Annotated in this window: 14 protein-coding genes, 2 tRNA genes and 1 other annotated feature; of the genes, 3 read left to right on the forward strand and 13 right to left on the reverse strand. The window is 28.9% G+C overall.

The annotated features are described in order from the left end of the window. The first annotated feature begins 3 nt into the window (after positions 1-3). The 3 genes from pulA to IGS63_RS11430 all read left to right on the forward strand — a co-directional run bounded on the left by pulA (position 4) and on the right by IGS63_RS11430 (position 4,968). On the forward strand, positions 4-2,574 hold the full coding sequence (pulA, locus tag IGS63_RS11420; RefSeq protein WP_190614968.1) for a type I pullulanase: 2,571 nt from the start codon (positions 4-6) through the stop codon (positions 2,572-2,574). A gap of 116 nt (positions 2,575-2,690) precedes the next feature. Further along, positions 2,691-4,517: a translation elongation factor 4 gene (lepA, locus tag IGS63_RS11425; RefSeq protein ID WP_190614969.1), complete on the forward strand. Its 1,827-nt coding sequence runs from the start codon at positions 2,691-2,693 to the stop codon at positions 4,515-4,517. Positions 4,518-4,608: 91 nt separating this feature from the next. Then, positions 4,609-4,968 (forward strand): hypothetical protein, encoded by a 360-nt coding sequence (locus IGS63_RS11430; protein ID WP_190614970.1) that lies wholly within the window; start codon positions 4,609-4,611, stop codon positions 4,966-4,968. A gap of 15 nt (positions 4,969-4,983) precedes the next feature. Here the strand turns inward: IGS63_RS11430 and uvrB are convergent, their stop codons facing one another. The 13 genes from uvrB to IGS63_RS11495 all read right to left on the reverse strand — a co-directional run bounded on the left by uvrB (position 4,984) and on the right by IGS63_RS11495 (position 20,630). Then, positions 4,984-6,948 carry an excinuclease ABC subunit UvrB gene (gene uvrB, locus IGS63_RS11435; RefSeq protein WP_190614971.1) on the reverse strand — a complete coding sequence of 655 codons (1,965 nt, stop codon included), beginning with the start codon at positions 6,946-6,948 and terminating at the stop codon, positions 4,984-4,986. Positions 6,949-6,952: 4 nt separating this feature from the next. After that, entirely contained in the window at positions 6,953-7,606 is a 654-nt protein-coding gene (locus IGS63_RS11440; protein ID WP_190614972.1) for an HAD family hydrolase, read from the reverse strand. Positions 7,607-7,696: 90 nt separating this feature from the next. Beyond that, positions 7,697-12,634, reverse strand: a complete 4,938-nt coding sequence (locus IGS63_RS11445; protein WP_190614973.1) for a DNA-directed RNA polymerase subunit beta' — start codon at positions 12,632-12,634, stop codon at positions 7,697-7,699. Positions 12,635-12,694: 60 nt separating this feature from the next. After that, the gene (gene rpoB / locus IGS63_RS11450) at positions 12,695-16,255 is read right to left on the reverse strand and encodes a DNA-directed RNA polymerase subunit beta (RefSeq protein ID WP_190614974.1); all 3,561 of its coding nucleotides are present in this window, start codon (positions 16,253-16,255) and stop codon (positions 12,695-12,697) included. Positions 16,256-16,484: 229 nt separating this feature from the next. After that, on the reverse strand, positions 16,485-16,862 hold the full coding sequence (gene rplL / locus IGS63_RS11455; RefSeq protein WP_190614975.1) for a 50S ribosomal protein L7/L12: 378 nt from the start codon (positions 16,860-16,862) through the stop codon (positions 16,485-16,487). 27 nt (positions 16,863-16,889) lie between these two features. After that, positions 16,890-17,438 (reverse strand): 50S ribosomal protein L10, encoded by a 549-nt coding sequence (gene rplJ / locus IGS63_RS11460; RefSeq protein ID WP_190614976.1) that lies wholly within the window; start codon positions 17,436-17,438, stop codon positions 16,890-16,892. Between the two features lie 7 nt (positions 17,439-17,445). After that, positions 17,446-17,592 (reverse strand) — a sequence feature (ribosomal protein L10 leader region). A 12-nt stretch (positions 17,593-17,604) separates the two neighbouring features. Continuing rightward, positions 17,605-18,303: a 50S ribosomal protein L1 gene (rplA, locus tag IGS63_RS11465; protein WP_190614977.1), complete on the reverse strand. Its 699-nt coding sequence runs from the start codon at positions 18,301-18,303 to the stop codon at positions 17,605-17,607. 16 nt (positions 18,304-18,319) lie between these two features. Further along, positions 18,320-18,748 (reverse strand): 50S ribosomal protein L11, encoded by a 429-nt coding sequence (rplK, locus tag IGS63_RS11470; protein ID WP_190614978.1) that lies wholly within the window; start codon positions 18,746-18,748, stop codon positions 18,320-18,322. Between the two features lie 121 nt (positions 18,749-18,869). Continuing rightward, complete coding sequence (locus IGS63_RS11475; protein WP_190614979.1) at positions 18,870-19,931, reverse strand: transcription termination/antitermination NusG family protein; 1,062 nt, start codon at positions 19,929-19,931, stop codon at positions 18,870-18,872. Between the two features lie 26 nt (positions 19,932-19,957). Continuing rightward, the gene (secE, locus tag IGS63_RS11480) at positions 19,958-20,185 is read right to left on the reverse strand and encodes a preprotein translocase subunit SecE (RefSeq protein WP_232521235.1); all 228 of its coding nucleotides are present in this window, start codon (positions 20,183-20,185) and stop codon (positions 19,958-19,960) included. 68 nt (positions 20,186-20,253) lie between these two features. Beyond that, entirely contained in the window at positions 20,254-20,418 is a 165-nt protein-coding gene (gene rpmG, locus IGS63_RS11485) for a 50S ribosomal protein L33 (protein WP_190614981.1), read from the reverse strand. A gap of 36 nt (positions 20,419-20,454) precedes the next feature. Then, positions 20,455-20,541 (reverse strand) — tRNA-Tyr (locus IGS63_RS11490). Between the two features lie 13 nt (positions 20,542-20,554). Beyond that, positions 20,555-20,630, reverse strand: a tRNA-Thr gene (locus IGS63_RS11495). Between the last annotated feature and the right edge of the window lie 93 nt (positions 20,631-20,723).

The raw sequence follows: 20,723 nt of genomic DNA on the forward strand, positions 1-20,723 counted from the left end.
TTTATGAAAAAAAAGTTTTTTATGGTACTTGTTTTTAGTTTATTGTTGAATGTTATTTTTGCTTCTCAGTTTAAACCATTGGCTCCGAGCATAACATCTAAATCTAAAACTACAGTTATAATTCATTATAATAGACCTGATGGGAACTATGAAAAATGGAATTTATGGATTTGGCCAAAAGCACCTGTTGGTTTAGATGGAAAAAGATATCTTTTTACAGGAAAAGATAATTTTGGAAAGTATGCCATAATAAATTTTGATGATAAATACACAAAAATAGGATTCATAGTCAGAACAGATAAATGGGAAAAAGATGTTTCTATTGATAGATTTATTGACATTCCAAAAAATGGTATTGCTGAAATATGGGTTTTATCTGATACAGAAAAATTTTATACAGATCCTCAAAAAATTGATCTTGGCCCAAAAGTAAAAAGTATAATAATTGATTCATTAGACTCTATAAAAGTAAATTTAACTAAAGGGCTTAATGTTAAAACTTGGAAAAATAAAATAAAAGTTTTATCTGGAAATACTGAATTAAAAATTGATTCAGTTGTAAAAACAGATCCAACAGATATCTCAACTACTACTTCAATAACAATAAATCTTTCTAATAAAATCACTGATGTATCTAAATTGCTTACTGTAAAAATAAGAGGATTTACTTCAAATAATTATGGGATAATGAGAAATGTATTAGATAATGAGATTTTTAGATATGAAAAAAATGATCTTGGCTTAACTTACACAAAAGAAAAAGCAACTTTTAAAGTATGGTCTCCAGTTTCTTCAAAGGTAGAATTAATACTTTATGATGACTTTTATTCAAATAAAAATAAAAAATTTCCAATGAAAAAAAATAAAGAAGGAGTATGGGAATTATCCATAAATGGTGATTTAGAAGGTAAAAGCTATCTTTACGAATTAACTTCTTATGGAGAAAAACACTTAACTCCAGATATATATTCAAAAGCGGTTACTTTAAACTCTCAAAGATCTGCCATTATTAATTTGAATAAAACTAATATAAAATGGAGAAAAAGACCAATTTTAAATGATCCTGTAGATTCAATTATTTACGAAACACATGTAAAAGATTTTACTTTAAATAAAAATTCAGGAGTTACTAATAAAGGTAAATATATTGGATTAGTTGAAGAAAATACTTCTTATAATGGTTATAAAACAGGATTAGAACATTTAAAAGAACTAGGAATAACACACATACATTTAATGCCATTTCAAGATATTGGTTCATTAGATGAAAATAATTTTTCACAGTATGGCTGGGGTTATGACCCTAAATTATACTTTGTTCCAGATGGACTTTATTCTACAAATCCAAAAGATCCTTATACAAGAATAAAAGAAGTAAAAGAAATGGTAAATACTTTACATAAAAACGGAATAAGATTAATCATGGATGTTGTTTACAATCACACATTTCAAATAGGTAAAGATTCTCCATTTGATCAAACTGTTCCATACTATTATTATAGAACAAATTCCACAGGAAAATATATAAATGGATCGGGATGTGGTAACTCAATAGCAACGGAAAGATATATGGTAAGAAAATACATTCTTGATTCATTAAAGTATTGGATAAATAACTATCATGTTGATGGTTTTAGATTTGATCTTCTTGGTATGTTTGATAAAGAAACAGTTGAATTAATTTCTAAAGAATTACATAAAGAGCTACCTTCTATTTTACTCTATGGAGAACCATGGACTGGTGGAGGAAAATTAAGATTTGGAAAAGGCGATCAAAAAAATTTAAATATTGCCGTTTTTAATGATGATGTTAGAAATGCAATACGAGGAAGTGTTTCTGTTGTAAAGCTAAAAGGATTTGGATTAGGCGGATTTGGAAAAGAAACTAGAATTAAAAGAGGTATTGTTGGATCAATAGAATATAACTCATTAATAAGATCTTGGACAAATTCTCCACAAGAAACAATAAATTATGTTTCTAACCATGATAATAATACACTATGGGATAAAAATGCGCTTGCTCTTGGTTTAAAACCTTGGAAAAACAAAATTTCTGAAAAAGATTTAAATCTTTTAAAACAATCTCAAAAATTTTCAAACGCTATAATATTAACTATGCAAGGAATTCCTTTTTTAAGTGGAGGAGTTGAATTTTGTAGAAGCAAAGAAGGTAATGGAAATCCATATAATATAGAAAAGCCAAATATATTTGATTGGTCGTTAAAAGAAAAAAATTATGATGTTTTTAAATATTACAAAGATCTAATTTCTCTTAGAAAAGATCATCCTGCTTTTAAATTAACTAATTCAAAGGATATTAAGAATTCTATAACTTTTTTTAAATCTCCAAAAAAAGTTGTTTCATTTGAAATAAATTATGAAAAAGATTCTTGGAAAGATATAATTGTAATTTATAATGCAAACTTAGATAAAACAATAGAATTTAATCTACCTAACGGAGTTTGGAATTTAGTAGTTAATGGAAACACAGTAAATATGAATTCTATAAAAAATATGAAAAATAATATTGAAGTAACTCCTCTTTCTATTTATATACTTTATAAAAACAACTAATAAAATAGCCAAATCATAATAGATTTATTATTAAATATGATTTGGCTATTTATATTTTTATGGTATAATAAAATGTTGAAAATTCTTTTGTAAAAAATTTTTTGGAGGTGCCATCTTTGTACAACCCAGAATTGATAAGAAATATATCTATTATCGCTCATATAGATCATGGTAAAACTACACTTGTAGATAGAATACTTGAATTAACTCATTCTATTGATGAAAGAAAAATGAAAGATCAATATTTAGATATGATGGATATAGAAAGGGAACGTGGAATAACTATAAAATCTCAACCTGTAAAAATTTACTTTAATTCAAAGGATGGAAATAAGTATGAAATAAATATAATAGATACTCCTGGCCACGTTGATTTCACATATGAAGTTTCAAGAAGTTTAGCAGCATGTGAAGGCGCTGTATTGCTTGTTGATGCATCACAAGGAGTTGAAGCTCAAACAGTTACGAATACATATCTTGCTATTGAAAATGATTTAGAAATAATAGCTGCATTAAATAAAATAGATTTACCAAATGCAAATCCAGAAGAAACAATGTTAGAACTCGATGATCTAATTGGATTAGATGTAGATAGCATTAAAACAATTAGTGGAAAAACAGGAGAAGGTGTTGAAGAACTATTAGAAACAATTGTTTCAAAAATCCCACCACCAACTTCAAAAGGAACATCTAAAGATAAATTAAAAGCTTTAATATTTGATGCAATATATGATAGATATAAAGGAATAATAATTAACACAAGAGTATTTTCTGGCACCATAAAAAAAGGAGACAAAATAAAATTAATGGCCACCGGAAAAGATTATGAAGTAATAGAATTAGGAATTTTTCATCCAGAGATGACAGAAAGCGATAGTTTATCAGCTGGTGAAGTTGGATACATAGTTGCTGGTATTAAAAATATTGAAGAAGCAAAAGTCGGAGATACAATAACATCTTCTCTTGATCCTATTTCTAAACCTCTTGAAGGGTATCAAGAAGTCAAACCTATGGTTTATGCTGGATTATATCCTGGTGTTCCCGATTATTACGAAGAACTCCGTAAAGCTCTTGATAAATTAAAACTAAATGATGCATCATTTAGTTTTATACCAGAAAATTCTCCAGCAATGGGTTTTGGATTTAGATGTGGATTTTTGGGATTATTACATATGGAAGTAATTAGAGAAAGAATTGAAAGAGAATTCGAACTTGCAGTAATATTAACTGCTCCAAGTGTTGTTTATAAAGCAAAATTAAGAAATTCTGAAATTGTAGAAATAAATAATCCAGCAGAATACCCAGAACCTGATAGTATAGACAAAGTTTTTGAACCTTATGCAAAATTAGAAATAATAACTCCTCCTGAATATATGGGCAATTTAATAAACCTTGCTCAAGTTGAAAAAAGAGGAGAATTTTTATCAGTTTCAAATGCTGGTAAAAATAGAGTTGTTTTACATTTTGAAATTCCTTTAGCTGAATTAATCTTTGATTTCTTTGATAAAATGAAAGCAATAAGTCGTGGCTATGCTTCTATGGATTATGAATTTTTAGATTATAGACAATCAGACTTAATTAAAGTAAAAATATTAGTAAATAAAGAACCAGTAGATGCTTTATCTTTTATTGCTCACAAATCAAAAGCTTATGAAACGGCAAGAAAAGTTGTAGATAAATTACAAGATTTAATTCCTAAACATCAGTTTGAAATACCTGTTCAAGGATATGCAGATGGAAGAATAATAGCTCGTTCCACTATAAAAGCCTTTAGAAAAGATGTTTTGGCTAAATGTTATGGTGGAGATATAACAAGAAAAATGAAATTACTCGAAAAACAAAAAGCAGGAAAGAAAAAGATGAGAGAAATAGGAAATGTAAATATCCCACAAGATGCTTTCTTAGCTCTTTTAAGAATAAATGATGAAGACACTAAAAAATAGCTAATTACCAGTTATTTTTATATTTGAAAAATTTTTCATTTTAATGTATAATGTTTTTGAAAATACAAAGTTTATTGTGGAGGTGTGTGTTTTGACTGCAAAAACAGTTACTAACGCAAAGGCTAATAATACTAATTGGCTTTTTGTGTATAGAGTTTCACTATGGGTTGCGGGTTTTGCTATTCTCATTATTTTTTCACCATTATGGAAAAGTATACCTAGTTTAAATCAACCTTTATTATTAGCTATTCCAGTTTTCTTGGCTGCAATTTCTAAAGAATGGTTACTTGGCCTTTTATTAACAGTTGTAAGAGGAACTGGATACTTTGGAATGGCACCAAAAGGTATTGAGATGTTGTGGATAACTTTTACACTTCTCATAATATTTTCATGGGGAATTTATACATTCTTCTTTGATTCAAAAAGATTTTTGAAAATAAAAAGAAAATAAACGGGTATATCCCGTTTATTTTTTATATTGTTTTTTTACTTTATTTATTTCATCTCTATATTCAGCTGCTCTCTCATAATTTAATTCAGATGCCGCTTTATACATTTCTTCTTCAAGTAATGCTATGTAATCTTCCATAGATGTATCTTCTGCTACTTCAAAAATAAATTCATTTTCTTTTATTGTTTCTTTGTAAGTTTCAAATATATCTTTTGGAAGTTCTTTAATTATAGACTTAGGAATTATATTATTTTTTTCATTAAATTCTTTTTGTAATTTTCTTCTTCTATTTGTTTCATCAATTGCAAATTTCATAGCTTTTGTCACTTTATCTGCGTACAATAACACCTTCCCATTGACATTTCTTGCAGCTCTTCCTATAGTTTGAATTAATGTTGTTTCAGAACGTAAAAAACCTTCTCTATCTGCATCCATAATTACAACCAAAGAAACTTCAGGTAGATCAAGCCCTTCTCTAAGTAAATTAATACCAACTACAACATCTATATCACCATTTCTTAATTTTTTTACCACCTCTGTTCTTTCTAATGTATCTAACTCAGAATGCAAATAAGCAGATTTTATCCCTATTAAATTTAAATGTTCTGAAAGCATTTCAGCATCTTTCTTTGTCAACACAACAGCAAGAGATCTTTCATTTCTTTTTATTACCTTATTGAGTTCCTCAATAAAATCATCTATTTGTCCTTCTGTAGGCTTAACAACTACTTCTGGATCTAATAATCCTGTTGGTCTTATTATTTGTTCAACAATAGAGTCTGAAATTTCTAATTCAAATGGGCCAGGAGTTGCAGAAACATATACAGTTTGATTTGTTTTTTCCATAAATTCATCAAATCTCAAAGGTCTATTATCAAATGCAGCCGGAAGTCTAAATCCATACTCTATTAAATTTTTCTTTCTTGCATGATCTCCACGATACATTGCTCTTATTTGTGGAATTGCTATATGAGATTCATCTATAAAAGTTATAAAATCTTTCTCAAAATAATCTAATAAAGTTGAAGGTGTATCTCCAGGATTTCTACCATCAAAAAATCTCGAATAATTTTCTATTCCCTTACAGTATCCCATTACTTCAAGAAATTCTATATCTTGTCTAACTCTTTGTTCAATTCTTTGAGCTTCTAATAATTTTCCATTTTCTTTAAAAAAATTAATTCTTTGATTTAATTCTTCTTCTATTGAAGATAAAGCATTCATAATTTTTTTTTCACTTGTAATAAATTCTTTAGCTGGATATAAAGTTATTTTATCAAATTTTTCTATTGTTGTTTTATTTAAAATTTCAAACGATTTTATACTTTCAACTTCATTATCAAAAAATTCAACTCTTATTCCAAAATCATCATATGGTGGGAAAATATCTAAAATTTCTCCTTTTAATCTGTACGTTCCACCAGCAAAATCATCTTCTTTTCTTGTATACTGCATTTTAGAAAGCTTTTCTAAAATCTTTCTTCTATTATATTCTTCTCCAACCTTTAAATAAAGATTTGTTTCTGCAAAATCTGCTGGATTTCCACTTGCATATATAGCCGAAACACTTGATACAACTATAACATCTTTTCTCGTTAAAATAGATTTTAATGTTGAGAGTCTCATTTTCATTAAAACATCATTTATATCAGCAGTTTTTTCAATATACATATCTCTAGTTGGTAAATAAGCTTCTGGTTGGTAATAATCATAATAACTAACAAAAAACTCAACTCTATTTTCTGGAAAAAATTCTTTAAATTCTCTATAAAGTTGAACAGCTAAAATTTTATTTGGTGAAAGAATCAATGCAGGCCTTTTAGTTTCTTCAATAATTTTTGCCATAGTATAAGTTTTTCCAGAACCAGTTACACCTAATAAAGTATTATATTTTATTCCCATATTTATATTTTCAACTAATTTTTTTATTGCTTCTGGTTGATCACCTTGTGGTTTAAACTTTGATTTTAATTTATACATACCTTTACTCCATATATTTTTTTAATTCATATAAATTTTTTATTTTAAGTGCATATTTATATTTATTATCTCTATCAATTAAAATAGATTTTATTCCAGCATTTACTCCACCTTTTATATCTGTGTCTAAATTATCTCCCACAAATAAAACTTCACTTGTTCTTAAATTACTTTTACTCAATGCAATATCAAAAATTTCTTTTGATGGTTTATAAAATTTTACTTCTTCTGAAATTATTAATTCATTATAAAAAAGTCTATTATTTATTAATCCTTCTTTTACAAAAGATGAATCTGCATTACTAAGAATTATTATCTTATAACCATTTTGTCGTAATTCATTTAAATATGTCACATCTGCATAAAGTGGTAATTTTGAAAATGATTCATACATAAAATCTATAATTTCTTCTATACTTGAAATAAAAGATATTTCTTCTTTTAATTTCTTAAATAATTTCCCATAATAATATCTCTCTGATTTAAATTCATTTAAATAATAATTTTTAAAAATATCATCATACAATTCATAAATTCTATTTTCTATTATTAAAGGATCTATATTAGTTTCATCAGATAATTCAAATGCAACTTTTTTAAATAAAGAACTTGCATCTATAAGAGTTCCATATAAATCAAAAATTATACCTTTTATCATTTTTTTTACCTCCCTCAACTTTTTATTTCAAACTTATTATAGCATAAAAAAAGAAGAATCAGATTTCTGATTCTTCTTTTTTTTATTATTTTATCCTGCTTGTTCTGTAGTTTCTGTTTCTTGACTTATTTTTGTAACTGTTTCAAAATCATTTTCAGAGTATATTTTTAATCCAGTTCCTGCAGGTATAGGTTGTCCTACAATTACATTTTCTTTTAATCCTTTTAAGTAATCCATTTTTCCTTCAATTGCTGCTTCTGTTAATATTTGAACAGTTTGTTGGAATGAAGCAGCTGAAAGCCATCCTTCTTTTTCCAACGAAGCTTTTGTAATTCTTAAAAGTTTCCTTTCATATTTAATTGTACTTCTTGGAGTTATAAGATATGTCTTTTTTACACCTGTTAATACTATTTCTTCTTTTTCATTAATATCTTCTTCATAACTTTCAAAAACTTCTATTTCTTTTACTTTTATTTTTATCATTTCATTCAACATTTCTTTTGTAACTATTTCACCAACATTAAATATTTTTTCTTCATCAGTATCTTCATTTATTTCTATAATGACTCTTTTTGCTAGCTTTTTACCTAGAACAAGTTCTCTATTTTCAGAAATTTTAGAATTTTCATATAAAATTTGTTCATTTATTTTTCTTGCTCTATTGTAACTCAATAAATCTCCAGGCATGAAATCTGTATCTCCACTATCAGTTATTTCAACTTTATTCAACATTTGTTTTATAATTATTTCAAAATGTTTATCGTGGATTTCAACACCTTGTTCTGCATATATTTTCTTAATTTCTTTTAATAGATAGTTAGAAACAGCATCTACACCAAGTTCATCAAGTACTTTCCTTGGCTTAATGTTTCCAGAAGTTAATCTTTCTCCAGGCAATACCTTTGAACCAACATTAACAACAGGTTTAGTTCTAAAGTCTGCATCATATACTTCTGTATCTCCATTTAAACTTTCAACAACAAATCTTAATACAGTTGATTTTTTACTCTCTTCTCTATCTATTGCTTTGATTATACCTTTTATCTTAGAAAAAGTTCCATCTGGACCTTTTGTCTTTTTTCTAGCTTCAAATAATTCTTCAGCTCTTGGCAATCCTTGAGTAATATCTGAAGCAGTTGCAATACCACCTGTATGGAAAGTTCTCATAGTTAATTGCGTTCCAGGTTCACCAATTGATTGAGCAGCAATAACCCCAACTGATTCACCTATGTTAACAGGTTTATGAGAAGCAAGATCCATACCATAACATTTTGCACAAAGACCATTTCCCGCTTCACAAGTCAATACTGATCTTATATAAATTGAAGGTCTTACTTCAACAGTTTTTATGTTGAATTTTTCTAATAATTTTGCCGTTTTTATATCTATTTTTTCTTGATATTTTAATAATTCAATTTCTTTATCATTTTCGTCTTTTACTTTTAATGATTCTCCAATGTGAATAAAATTAACTGCCTTATATTCTTTTACTTTTATTGATTTTATATTATGTAAGGTTAATTCTTTAACAACATCTACAGTTAATCTTTCACCTTTTTCTAAAATAACTTCATTTTCTACTTCTAAATCTTCTAATAATTCATAATAAACATTTTCATTTATATTCTTTACTTTTAATTCTTTTTCTTCAAAAACATTTATTGTTCTATTATAATTTGATAAGAAGGTTCCATCAATTTCATCTAACATCATATTTCTTAAATATTTTTTACCATCTTTTTCTATAATTTTATCCGTTACAGGATCTAAAACATCTTTAGCAAGAACTCTTCCAAATAATAAATCTGAAAGATCTTCTATCTTTGAACCATCTGACCATAATTCTTCTGCTTCAACACCACGATGTGTTCCACAATCATTTTCTGTTATTGTTATTGATTGAGCTACATCTACAAGTCTTCTAGTTAAATAACCTGCAGTTGACGTTCTTAAAGCAGTATCAGCTGATCCTTTTCTTGAACCATGAGTTGAAGTAAAGAATTCAAGTTCTGAAAGGCCTTTTTTAAAGTTTGATTTAATTGGAACCTCTATAATCTTACCAGAAGGATCTGCCATCAAACCTCTCATACCAGCAAGTTGTTTCAATTGGTCAATATTACCTCTTGCTCCAGAATCAACCATCATCCATATTGGATTAAATACATTTTCAGGTTTCATATATTCATCAGCAGTTACATCAGTAACATCTTTTGTAGTATTTTCCCAAATATGAACTATTTCTTTATATCTTTCATTATCCGTCAAGTATCCTTCTTCATACATTTGTTCAATTTCAAAAACTTTTTCTTCAGAATTTTTAATAATTTCTTGTCTTTTATCAGATACTAAAACGTCTCTTATAGATACAGTTAATCCAGAAATAGTAGCATAGTGGAATCCAAATGTTTTAACTTCATCAAGTATATCTGCTGTTTTGTCAATTCCATACTTTTTAAACGTATTAAAGATTAATTTTTTTATTGACTTTTTACCTATTTTAGCTTCGTAATCTCTTAAATCTTCTGGTAAAGCTTCATTGAATCTTATCTTACCAATTGTCGTTTTTATTAATTTATCATTTTTTCTAAATGCAATTGTATTATGTAAGGTTAATTTTGCTCTACTCCAAGAAAATTTATCCTTATTATAAAAAACTCCAGCTGTTGTTACCTTTGAAAATTCATGTGCATATTCTGCATGTAAATTATCTGAGAATATATTCTTTATATATCCTTTTTTATTTAAATCACTGTATTTTTTAGGAACCTTTAATTTATTAAATTCAACAGGATCATGTGTCGTTAAATAATATGAACCTATTATTATATCTTTTGCAGGCATTGATACAGGTTTACCATTAGCAGGTGATATAATATTGTATCTTGATAGCATCAAGAATTTTGCTTCTGCCTGTGCAACAGCAGATAATGGAACATGTACAGCCATTTGGTCTCCATCAAAATCAGCATTAAAAGGAGGACAAACTAATGGATGTAATCTTATAGCATTACCTTCTATTAATTTTGGTATAAATGCCTGTATTGAAATTCTATGAAGAGTTGGAGCTCTATTTAACATAACAGGGTGTCCTTTTATAACTTCTTCAAGTATCTCCCAAGCTTGTGGCATCTCTTTTTCAATTATTGTTTTCTTTAATTTTCTTGCATTTTTACTAGCAACATTTGAATCTTTTAATAATTCTGCAAGTACAAATGGTTTAAACAATTCAAGAGCCATTTTCTTTGGAAGACCACATTCGTGAATTTCAAGATCAGGACCAACTGTAATAACAGCCCTTCCAGAGTAATCAACCCTTTTTCCAAGTAGATTTCTTCTAAATCTACCTTTTTTACCTTTTAATAAATCTGTTAAAGATCTCAAAGGTCTTTTACTTCTATCAGTCATGGCTTTTCCGACTCTACCATTATAAATTAATGAATCAACAGCTTGTTGTAAGATTCTTTTTTCATTTCTTACAATTATTTCTGGAGCTTCCATATCCATTAATTTTTTCAATCTGTTGTTTCTATTTATAACTTTTCTATAAAGGTCATTCAAGTCAGTAGCAGCAAAACGGCCACCATCTATTTGTATTAAAGGTCTTAAATCTGGTGGAATAATTGGTAAAATTTTTATAATCATCCATTCAGGTTTATTTCCAGATTTCAAAAAGTCTTTTACAACCTTTAATCTTTTTAAAAGTTTAAGAGCTTTTTGACTTCTCTTATCTAATTTTTCTAATTCATTTTCAAGTTTAGCTTTTAAAACTTCAAGATCTAATTCTTGTAATAGTTTTCTTACAGCTTCAGCACCATAACTAGCTTCAAACTCTTCATACAAATTTATTTGAAGTTTCTTTTCTTCATTTTCATTTGTAATAACAAGAACATCTTTTATTCCATAATCAATCATTTCATCAAGAAATTCTTGATCTATTTCTATACCTTTTTCATATTTTTTACCATTAACAAATATATCTTCAGATAGAGTAGTCCCTATAATCTCTTCTCTTTGATATTTTACTTTTGAATTAAGAATTCTCATTACTTCTTCATAAGCTCTTGCTTCATCTTCTAAAAGAATATCACCAACTTTTTTACCAATTCTTTTTGAAAATCTTTTATCTATTTCACTTATAACAACTATTGGTGTATCCCTTTCTATATCCCTTTCTATTTCTATTCTTCCTGGATAATAATCAGAAAAAATAGTATACTCTTGATGAGTTAAATAATCTTCTTCAAAAAGGAATCTATCTGCAAGTGCTGTACCTGCTTCTATTTCTTGACCGTCTTCTACCATTAAGGTAACGCCTTCAAATAAAGGATACTTTCTTATTGTACCATCTTCCGCTTTTACCTTTACCCAAGTAATTTCTCTTTCTGTATGAGTCATTTCTGTTTCTAATTCAACTGTTCCAGAAACTTCAGTAGTAGGTAGTCCTTTTATTCTACTAATTCTAATTGCAGGTTCAACTGCCATATCCATATATTGAGAATATATATCATATTCTCTTTGATATAAAATTTCACCTGGATAATAATCTAAATCTAAATCTTCTGTTTCCTCAGAATTTTCGTTTGCAAGAGTTAAATAAGATCTTTCTATAACTCTTTTAGAACCATAATAAATAATATTTTCAAGATCTTTTACACTTGTTCCAAGAATTATAGACAATATTGAAGGAGAAGACTTTAAAAACCATATATGAGATACAGGTGTTGCAAGTTCAATATGTCCCATTCTTCTTCTTCTTGATTCTTTTGATTCAACACGAACTCCACAACGTTCACACACTGTTCCTTCGTATTTTTTGCCTTTATACTTACCACAAGCACATTCATAATCCTTTGTAGGACCAAATATTTTTTCACAGAACAAACCATCTTTTTCTGGTTTACTAGTTCTATGATTCAATGTTTCTGGTTTTTTTACTTCTCCATTTGACCATTCTAAAACTTTTTCAGGAGAAGTTAATCCAACTTTTATCTTAGCGATTTTTCTCTGAAAAGAAGATACCTTTGTCATCCATCTTCCCTCCTTGAGGGTATATTTTTAGAGAATGGGCACACCCTTGTGCGCCCTTCATTATAATTTATCGACATCAAGCTCATTACCATCTTCATCATATAATCTTATATCTAACATTAAACCTTGTAATTCTTTTACAAGAACTTTAAAACTTTCAGGAATTCCTGGTTCAGGAAGATTTTCTGCTTTTAATATAGCTTTATAAACATCATTTCTTCCCCTTATATCATCTGATTTATAAGTCAACATTTCAGTTAATGTATGTGCTGCACCATATGCCTCAAGAGCCCAAACTTCCATTTCCCCAAATCTCTGTCCACCAAAATGAGCCTTTCCTCCAAGAGGTTGTTGATGTATTAAAGAATAAGGTCCTGTTGCTCTTGCATGAATTTTATCTTTAGCAATATGAGCAAGCCTTAACATATACATATAACCTATATCTACTGGATAATCAAATGGAACACCTGTTCTTCCATCTCTCAATATAATTTTACCAGTTATATTTTCATCAGTTTCACCAAGTTCTAAACCATTTTCTTTTCTTAATTTATGTAATTCATTCATTATTTCTTCTTCACTTGCACCATCAAAAATAGGAGTTGCAAAGTATCTATTTGAAAGATTTGCAATCCATCCAAGATGTAGTTCTAATACCTGTCCAATATTCATACGTGATGGAACTCCTAAAGGAGAAAGCATCATTTGTATTGGAGTACCATCTGGTAAAAATGGCATATCTTCTTTATGAAGAATGTTAGAAACAACACCTTTATTACCATGCCTTCCAGAAAGTTTATCTCCTGCAAGTAATGTTTTTTTAGTTGCAATGTAAACCTTAACATAAGTATTTACTCCAATTTCAAGATTAGGTATATCATCTCTAGTAAATACTTGTACATCTATTACTCTTCCTTCTATACCATGATGAAGGGTTAAAGATGAATCTTTTACATCTCTTCCTCTATCACCAAATACAGATTTTATTAATTTTTCTTCAGGAGAAGTTTCAGATTCTCCTCTTGGAGTTACCTTTCCAACTAAAATATCTCCTGATGAAACGTAAGCACCTATTCTTACTATTCCTCTTTCATCCAAATTCTTTAACAATTCTTTTTTTACATTTGGAATATCAGCAGTTATTTCTTCAGGTCCAAGTTGTGTATCCATAGCCTTTGTTTCATAAACTTCTATATGTACTGATGTAAAAGAATCTTTTTCAAGTAATTCTTCACTAACAACTATAGCATCTTCAAAATTATAACCTTCCCAAGGTAAAAATGCTACTAAAATATTTTTACCAAGAGCAAGTTCGCCCATTTCAGTTGAAGGTCCATCTGATAATGGTTGCCTTTTTTCAACTTTTTGCCCCAAATGAACTAATGGTCTTTGGTTAATACACATATCTTGATTCGAACGTACATATTTTGAAAGTATATATTCATCTTTTAATAAGTTTCCATATTTATCCTTTAACGGATTGTCCTTGTCATCAGTTCTTTGAACAATTATCTTACTTCCATCTACAAACTCAACAATACCTTTATGCTTAGCTAAAGATAAGTATCCTGAATCTCTTGCTGCAAGCCATTCAACACCTGTTCCAACATATGGTGCATCAGTATACAATAATGGAACTGCTTGTCTCTGCATGTTTGATCCCATTAAAGCACGGTTAGCATCATCATGTTCTAAGAAAGGTATCAATGAAGCTGATACAGAAGCTATTTGTTTTGGAACTAATGCTATATATTCAACATCTTCCCTATGAACAAAAGTAACTTTACCTAAATGTCTTATTTCAACGTATTCTGGAACTAAATATCCTTTTTCATTTCTTTCAACAGATGCTGGAGCTATTTTATAAACTTCTTCTTCATCCGCCGATAAATAGATTGGTTCATCGCTTAAAACTCTACCTTTTTTTACTTTATAATATGGAGTTTTTAAAAATCCAAATTCATCAGTTTTTGCAAGAATTGCCAAAGAAGTTATAAGACCTATATTAGCACCTTCAGGTGTTTCAATAGGACACATTCTACCATAATGAGAATGATGGACATCTCTAACTTCAAACTTTGCATGTTCTCTTTTTAAACCACCAGGACCAATTGCAGACAATCTTCTTTTATGTGTTAATTCAGATAAAGGATTTACCTGATCCATAAACTGTGAAAGTTGGCTAGTAGCAAAAAATTGATGAAATGCTGTAATTATTGCTCTCGAATTTATCAATGATTGTGGATTTATTTTATTTAAATCTTGAGCCATTGTTATTTTTTCTGGTATGTGTTGAAGCATTTTTGAAAAAGCTTTTTCAAATTCAATTTGCATTAATTCTCCAACAGCTCTAACTCTTTTATTACCTAAGTGATCTCTTGTATCTAAAAATTCCAAGTTCTTTTCAAGTTCTAAAAGATGTCTTGCAGAAATTATAATATCAAGCTTATCTATTGTTCTATTGCTAATTGGATATTCTATTTTTTCTTCATCTTCTCCAAGATCTCTGTTTTCAACTTCTTTTAAATATCTTATATAAACATCTTTTAATCTTGTTTGAATTTTCTTTCTACCTATCTCAGAAAAATCAAATTTATCATCAACAAAATACATATTGTCAATTTCTTCTTTTGCCTTTTGACCCTTTGGAATTTCAGTAGGTCTCAATTTTATATACATTTCTTTATAAGCTTCAAGAGAAGTTAATGGCCCTTCTTTTTCATATCTTTTTTTCATCTTATCTAAAGTTATTTGAGAAACTCTATGAGCAACTCTAACTTTTTCTATACCGTATTTTTCTAAATAAGGCATAGCTTCTTGAAGTCTCATCCCTCTAATTGAAGTTCTAGGTGGTTCTAATTCATCCAACTCTTGAAAATTCATATCCGAAAGAACCATTGAATCTAAATATGATTCAATATCGACTTCAGAACTCAATTCAAGGTCTACAGGGAATAAATCTAATATATCTAAATCATTTTCATACCCTATAGCTTTTAAGAATAGAAAGAAATTAAATTTTCTTTTTCTATCAATTCTTATTTGAAGAATTTCTTTACCAGGATTAGGATTAAACATTATTTCTAACCATGCTCCCTTTACAGGAAGAAAATGAGAAATAAATAATTCCTTGTTAGAATCCTTTTCTTCTTCTTTAACAAAATAAATTCCTGGTGACCTTACAAGCTGACTAACAATAACTCTTTCTGCACCATTAATAATAAATATACCTCTATCTGTCATATAAGGTATATTACATAAAAACACGTCATCTTTTTCGATTGTTTCACCAGTAGAAGTATCCGTAATTTGAACTTTTAAAAAAGTTCTACCCGAATAAGATAAATTTTTTAATTTACACTCTATTTCGGTAATTTTTGGATCTTCATACTTAATACCAGAAAAGTTAACAATAACTTCTTTTGTTTTCTTTCCCGTAATTTTGATTGGAACCTTCATAGGCATATGTTTTTTTATAGATTCCATCAAACCCGTTCTCAAAAATTCATTAAATGATTCTTTTTGAATTTTGATTAAATCATCATAAATGGCAAAATCCTCTTGAACCTTACCAAAAAATACTCTTTCCCTGTTTCCGACCTTTAAGGTGCGGGTGTTCACAATGAATCACCTCGACTTTTAAAAATATGGTTTTCATATAAATAATTTCCGAAAAAATATTTTCGGAAAAATTATGATTTAAATTTGTAATTTGAAACAATTTTAAATTTATTTTATAAATAAAATTCTAAGCAAAACGAAACCGCATTAAACTAATTAGCCCAATGCGGTTTTAATTTTACCATTGTTTTATAAAATTCATATTAAAAAAGCAAAACAATTAGTTAAATTATTTTACTTCTACTTCTGCTCCAGCTTCTTCTAATTTTTTCTTTAATTCTTCTGCTTCATCTTTAGAAATACCTTCTTTAATTTTGTTAGCTGGTCCTGCTTTTTCAACTAAGTCTTTAGCTTCTTTTAAACCTAAACCAGTAATTTCTCTTACTGCTTTAATAACTTTTATTTTTGCTGATCCAAAGCTTGTTAAGATAACATCAAATTCTGTTTTTTCTTCAGCTGCTGCTGCACCTGCTGCACCTGCAACTGGCATTGCCATCATTGGAGCTGATGCACTTACACCAAATTCTTCTTCTAAAGCTTTTACTAATTCTGCTAAGTCAGCAACCTTCATTTCTTTAATAGCTGTAATTAATTCTTCTTTTGTCATTTAAAAACACCTCCACTAAATTTATAATTATTCGCTTTTTTCTTTTTCGTCTTTAATTGCGCTTAAAACATTTACTAAACTTCTAACTGTTCCTGCAAGAACATTTACAATTCCAGAAATAGGAGCATTTAAGCTGCCAACCAATGTTGCAAGAAGTTCTTGTTTTGATGGTAATTTAGAAAGTTCAATTGCTTCTTCAGCTGTAAATACTTTACCTTCAAGCAAACCACCTTTAATAATAGGTAAATCTTTATGTTTTTTTGCAAAATCTGTTAAAAGCTTAAGTCCTTCAATAGGATCGCCCTCTTTAACATAAAAAATACCTGTACTACCCTTTAAAATTTCTTCAAAGTCTTCAACATTTAACTCAGCTTTTTTTATAGCAGTTTTAATTAAAGAGTTTCTAGTTACTTTATAGTTTGCTCCACCTTCAAATTTTTTGAAAATTTCAGTTCTCATTTCATTTGAATCAGAAACTGGAACACCTTTAAAATCTGTAAAAGCAACTATTGAAGATTCCTTTAAAACAACAGCTAATTCATCTAATAATTCAACTTTTTTTGCTTTTGTCAACACTTTTTGCACCTCCTTAAACAAAACTGCGACCTTGAGGTCGCAGAAAAATTATGGACTATTATGCCCTTGTATTCTACATACCTCGGCAGGCGTCTTAATTTATTAAGACTTTAATACAAGTACCTACTGTCTTTGGTATTATATTCATTTTTTAAATTTCGTATTATTATACTATATCCATACCTGTTGTGTCAAGTTTAACTCCAGGTCCCATTGTAGGTGCAATTGAAACTTTCTTTATAAATTTACCTTTTGATGATGAAGGTTTTAGTTTACTCAATTGTTCTAAACCAGAAATTATATTTTCTTTTAATTTTTCATTATCAAAAGATTTTTTTCCAGCTGGAAAATGCACATTACCAGTTTTATCATTTCTAACTTCTAATCTACCAGCTTTAAATTCTTTTACTGCAGCAGTTACATCTGCTGTAACAGTTCCTGCTTTAGGAGAAGGCATTAAACCTCTAGGTCCTAAAAATCTTCCTAACTTTCCAACAACTCTCATCATATCAGGTGTTGCTATTGCTACATCAAAATCAGACCATGCTTCTTTTACTATTTTATCTGCTAATTCATCAGAACCAACGTAATCTGCACCTGCTGCTTTTGCTTCTTCTGCTTTTTCACCTGTAGCAAAAACTAATACTTTAACATCTTTACCTGTACCATGAGGCAAAGAAACTGTATTTCTAACATTTTGATCACTTTTTGTAGAATCAATACCAAGTTGAACATGAACTTCAACTGAATCATCAAATTTTGAATAAGCAACTTTTTTTACTAATTCCACTGCTTCATCTATACTGTATAATTTCAAACTATCAACTAATTTTTTAGCTTCAAGATATTTTTTACCTCGTCTCATTTATTCTCCTCCTCTCTTATCCTTCTATTACTTCTATACCCATTTGTCTTGCAGTTCCTTCGATTATTTTCATTGCTGCATCGATATCTCTTGCATTCAAATCAGGCATTTTTATTTCTGCTATTTCTTTTACTTGGCTCTTTTTAATCTTACCAGCAATTTCTTTTCCAGGATTACTTGCTGCTGATTTTAAACCAAGAGCTTTTTTGATAAGAAATGAAGCTGGAGGAGTCTTTACTACAAATGTAAATGATCTGTCTTCATAAACTGAAATTTCAACAGGTAAAAGTGTACCAGCTTTATCTGCTGTTGCTGCATTAAATTTTTTACAAAATTCCATTAAATTAACTCCAACTTGACCTAAAGCAGGTCCTACAGGTGGAGCTGGTGTTGCCTTAGCAGCTTGCAACTGTAATTTTATAACTCTTGTTAATTTTTTTGCCATTTTTCTACCTCCTTGTGGTTATATCGGAAAAATTCCTCCCACGATTTACTTCTTTATAATAATATATTATTTTTAAAATAAAAAGCACAATCGTAAAATATTGATTTAGAAAAAGTTAAATTTAATCAAGAATTTTTTCTATTTCCGATAAAGAAAGTTCCACTTCTGTTTCTCTACCAAACATAGTAACAGAAACTGTAACTTCTTGTTTTTGTAAATTTAATTCTTTAATTTTACCAGTAAAGAATTCAAAAGGTCCTGAAATTATTTTTACATGTTCATCAAGAGAATAATCCGATCTCATTTTAACTTTCTTTTCCTTATATTCTTCTTCACCAGATGTTCTTAATAACACCCTTATCTCTTTTCTATTCAATTTAATAGGCTTTCCACCAACATTTAAAAACGTTGAAACATAAGGAATAGATTGTATTAATTTTTCAGATTCTTTTAAATGAATCATCTCAATAAAAATATATCCAGGAAATAACTTTACTCTGCTTGTCTTTATTATTTTAATTTCTTTTCTCATAGAATGTTCTTTAATTTCTATTCTTCCAGACGATTTTGCAAAATATTGTTCTCCACTCGCCAATTTTTCATCTTTATTGACAGTTGTTCCAACTTTAAATACCTTACTATTAAAAAGTTTCAATGGAACAACGTAAACATCATTTTCACCATCTGTTGTTTCAACAACTAGCCTTTTTACTTTTATTACTGCTCCAACTTCTCCATCAACATCACTTTCATATGAAAAATCTTTTGTAAATGGAGTACCTGGTTTTACATTTTTACCAACACGAATACCAGGAATTATTCCAGCTCTTTCTGGAATCAAAAATGTTTTTGAATATTTTTTATCATTTGTTTCTACTATTATTTTTCTATAATTCTTTGATTCAATTATTTCTCCGGAATGTTTAACTAATGTAGCGGGTTCTTCTGCGATTAAATCATTCTTTTTTACATCTTTACCTTTTTTTATAAAAATTTCAGCATTTGGAGATACAAAAAATCTATCTCCTTTTTTATTAGAATAATTTATTTCTTCAACTTCTGGAATTAAAATTTTTCCAAAATAATTTTGAATTCCATGCATCTTTGCTTTTTCTTGTATCATTTCTTTTACTTTATTTTCCATTCCGGAGTATGCTTGTAAAACATACCACTCTTTACGCACTTAACATCACCCACTTTTTATTTTTTTTACTTACCGGGTGGCAAAGTTGCTGATGCACCTCCAAGTAATAATGGATAAACTAGTTTTTGGAAAAAGTTCAACATACCAAAATCTACTAGCATAAGGTATAAGGCTATAAAAACTATTATTACTAATACAACAGCTGTTGAATTTAATAGTTCTTTTCTTGATGGCCAATTAACCTTTCTTGCTTCTTGCATTACAGAACTTAAAAAAACCCAAAATTTAGACACAAGTCCACCTCCCCGAGAAAAAGTCGCAGTCATGAAATAAAGCCCCTCACCATGCCGAGGGGCTTATATTATATCTTAGATTCTTTATGTAGAGTGTGTTTATTACACTTCGGACAGTACTTTTTCATTTCAAATTTTTCTTTAACGTTTCTGTTTTTTACTTTATAGTAATTTCTTGTTCCGCACTCTGTACACTTTAAAGAAAAATGGACGATCTGATTCTTTGCAGCCATTTTTTCCACCTCGCAAGTATTTATTTTATATAAAAATGGTGGTGAAGGAAGGATTCGAACCTACGAAGGCAATCCGCCAGCGGATTTACAGTCCGCCCCCTTTGGCCGCTCGGGCACTTCACCACTTTTTAAAAAATGGAGCCGACGAAGGGACTTGAACCCCCAACCTGCTGATTACAAGTCAGCCGCTCTGCCAATTGAGCTACGTCGGCAATTACTTAATTACTTTAAAGATCCTTTGTGTTTTTCGCATTTGTTTTCTGCGCCAAACGTGAATTATTATAGCAGAGATTTACTACGTTGTC

It is taken from the genome of Tepiditoga spiralis (assembly GCF_014701195.1).
GTDB classification, from domain to species: Bacteria; Thermotogota; Thermotogae; order Petrotogales; family Petrotogaceae; genus Tepiditoga; species Tepiditoga spiralis.

What these genes read in the sequence shown, in the direction of transcription:
- pulA (WP_190614968.1), top strand. Translation starts at nt 4, where the DNA reads ATGAAAAAAAAGTTTTTTATGGTACTTGTTTTTAGTTTATTGTTGAAT.
- uvrB (WP_190614971.1), bottom strand. Translation starts at nt 6,948, where the DNA reads ATGTATAAATTAAAATCAAAGTTTAAACCACAAGGTGATCAACCAGAA.
- IGS63_RS11440 (WP_190614972.1), bottom strand. Translation starts at nt 7,606, where the DNA reads ATGATAAAAGGTATAATTTTTGATTTATATGGAACTCTTATAGATGCA.
- IGS63_RS11445 (WP_190614973.1), bottom strand. Translation starts at nt 12,634, where the DNA reads ATGACAAAGGTATCTTCTTTTCAGAGAAAAATCGCTAAGATAAAAGTT.
- rplL (WP_190614975.1), bottom strand. Translation starts at nt 16,862, where the DNA reads ATGACAAAAGAAGAATTAATTACAGCTATTAAAGAAATGAAGGTTGCT.
- rplA (WP_190614977.1), bottom strand. Translation starts at nt 18,303, where the DNA reads ATGAGACGAGGTAAAAAATATCTTGAAGCTAAAAAATTAGTTGATAGT.
- rplK (WP_190614978.1), bottom strand. Translation starts at nt 18,748, where the DNA reads ATGGCAAAAAAATTAACAAGAGTTATAAAATTACAGTTGCAAGCTGCT.
- rpmG (WP_190614981.1), bottom strand. Translation starts at nt 20,418, where the DNA reads ATGGCTGCAAAGAATCAGATCGTCCATTTTTCTTTAAAGTGTACAGAG.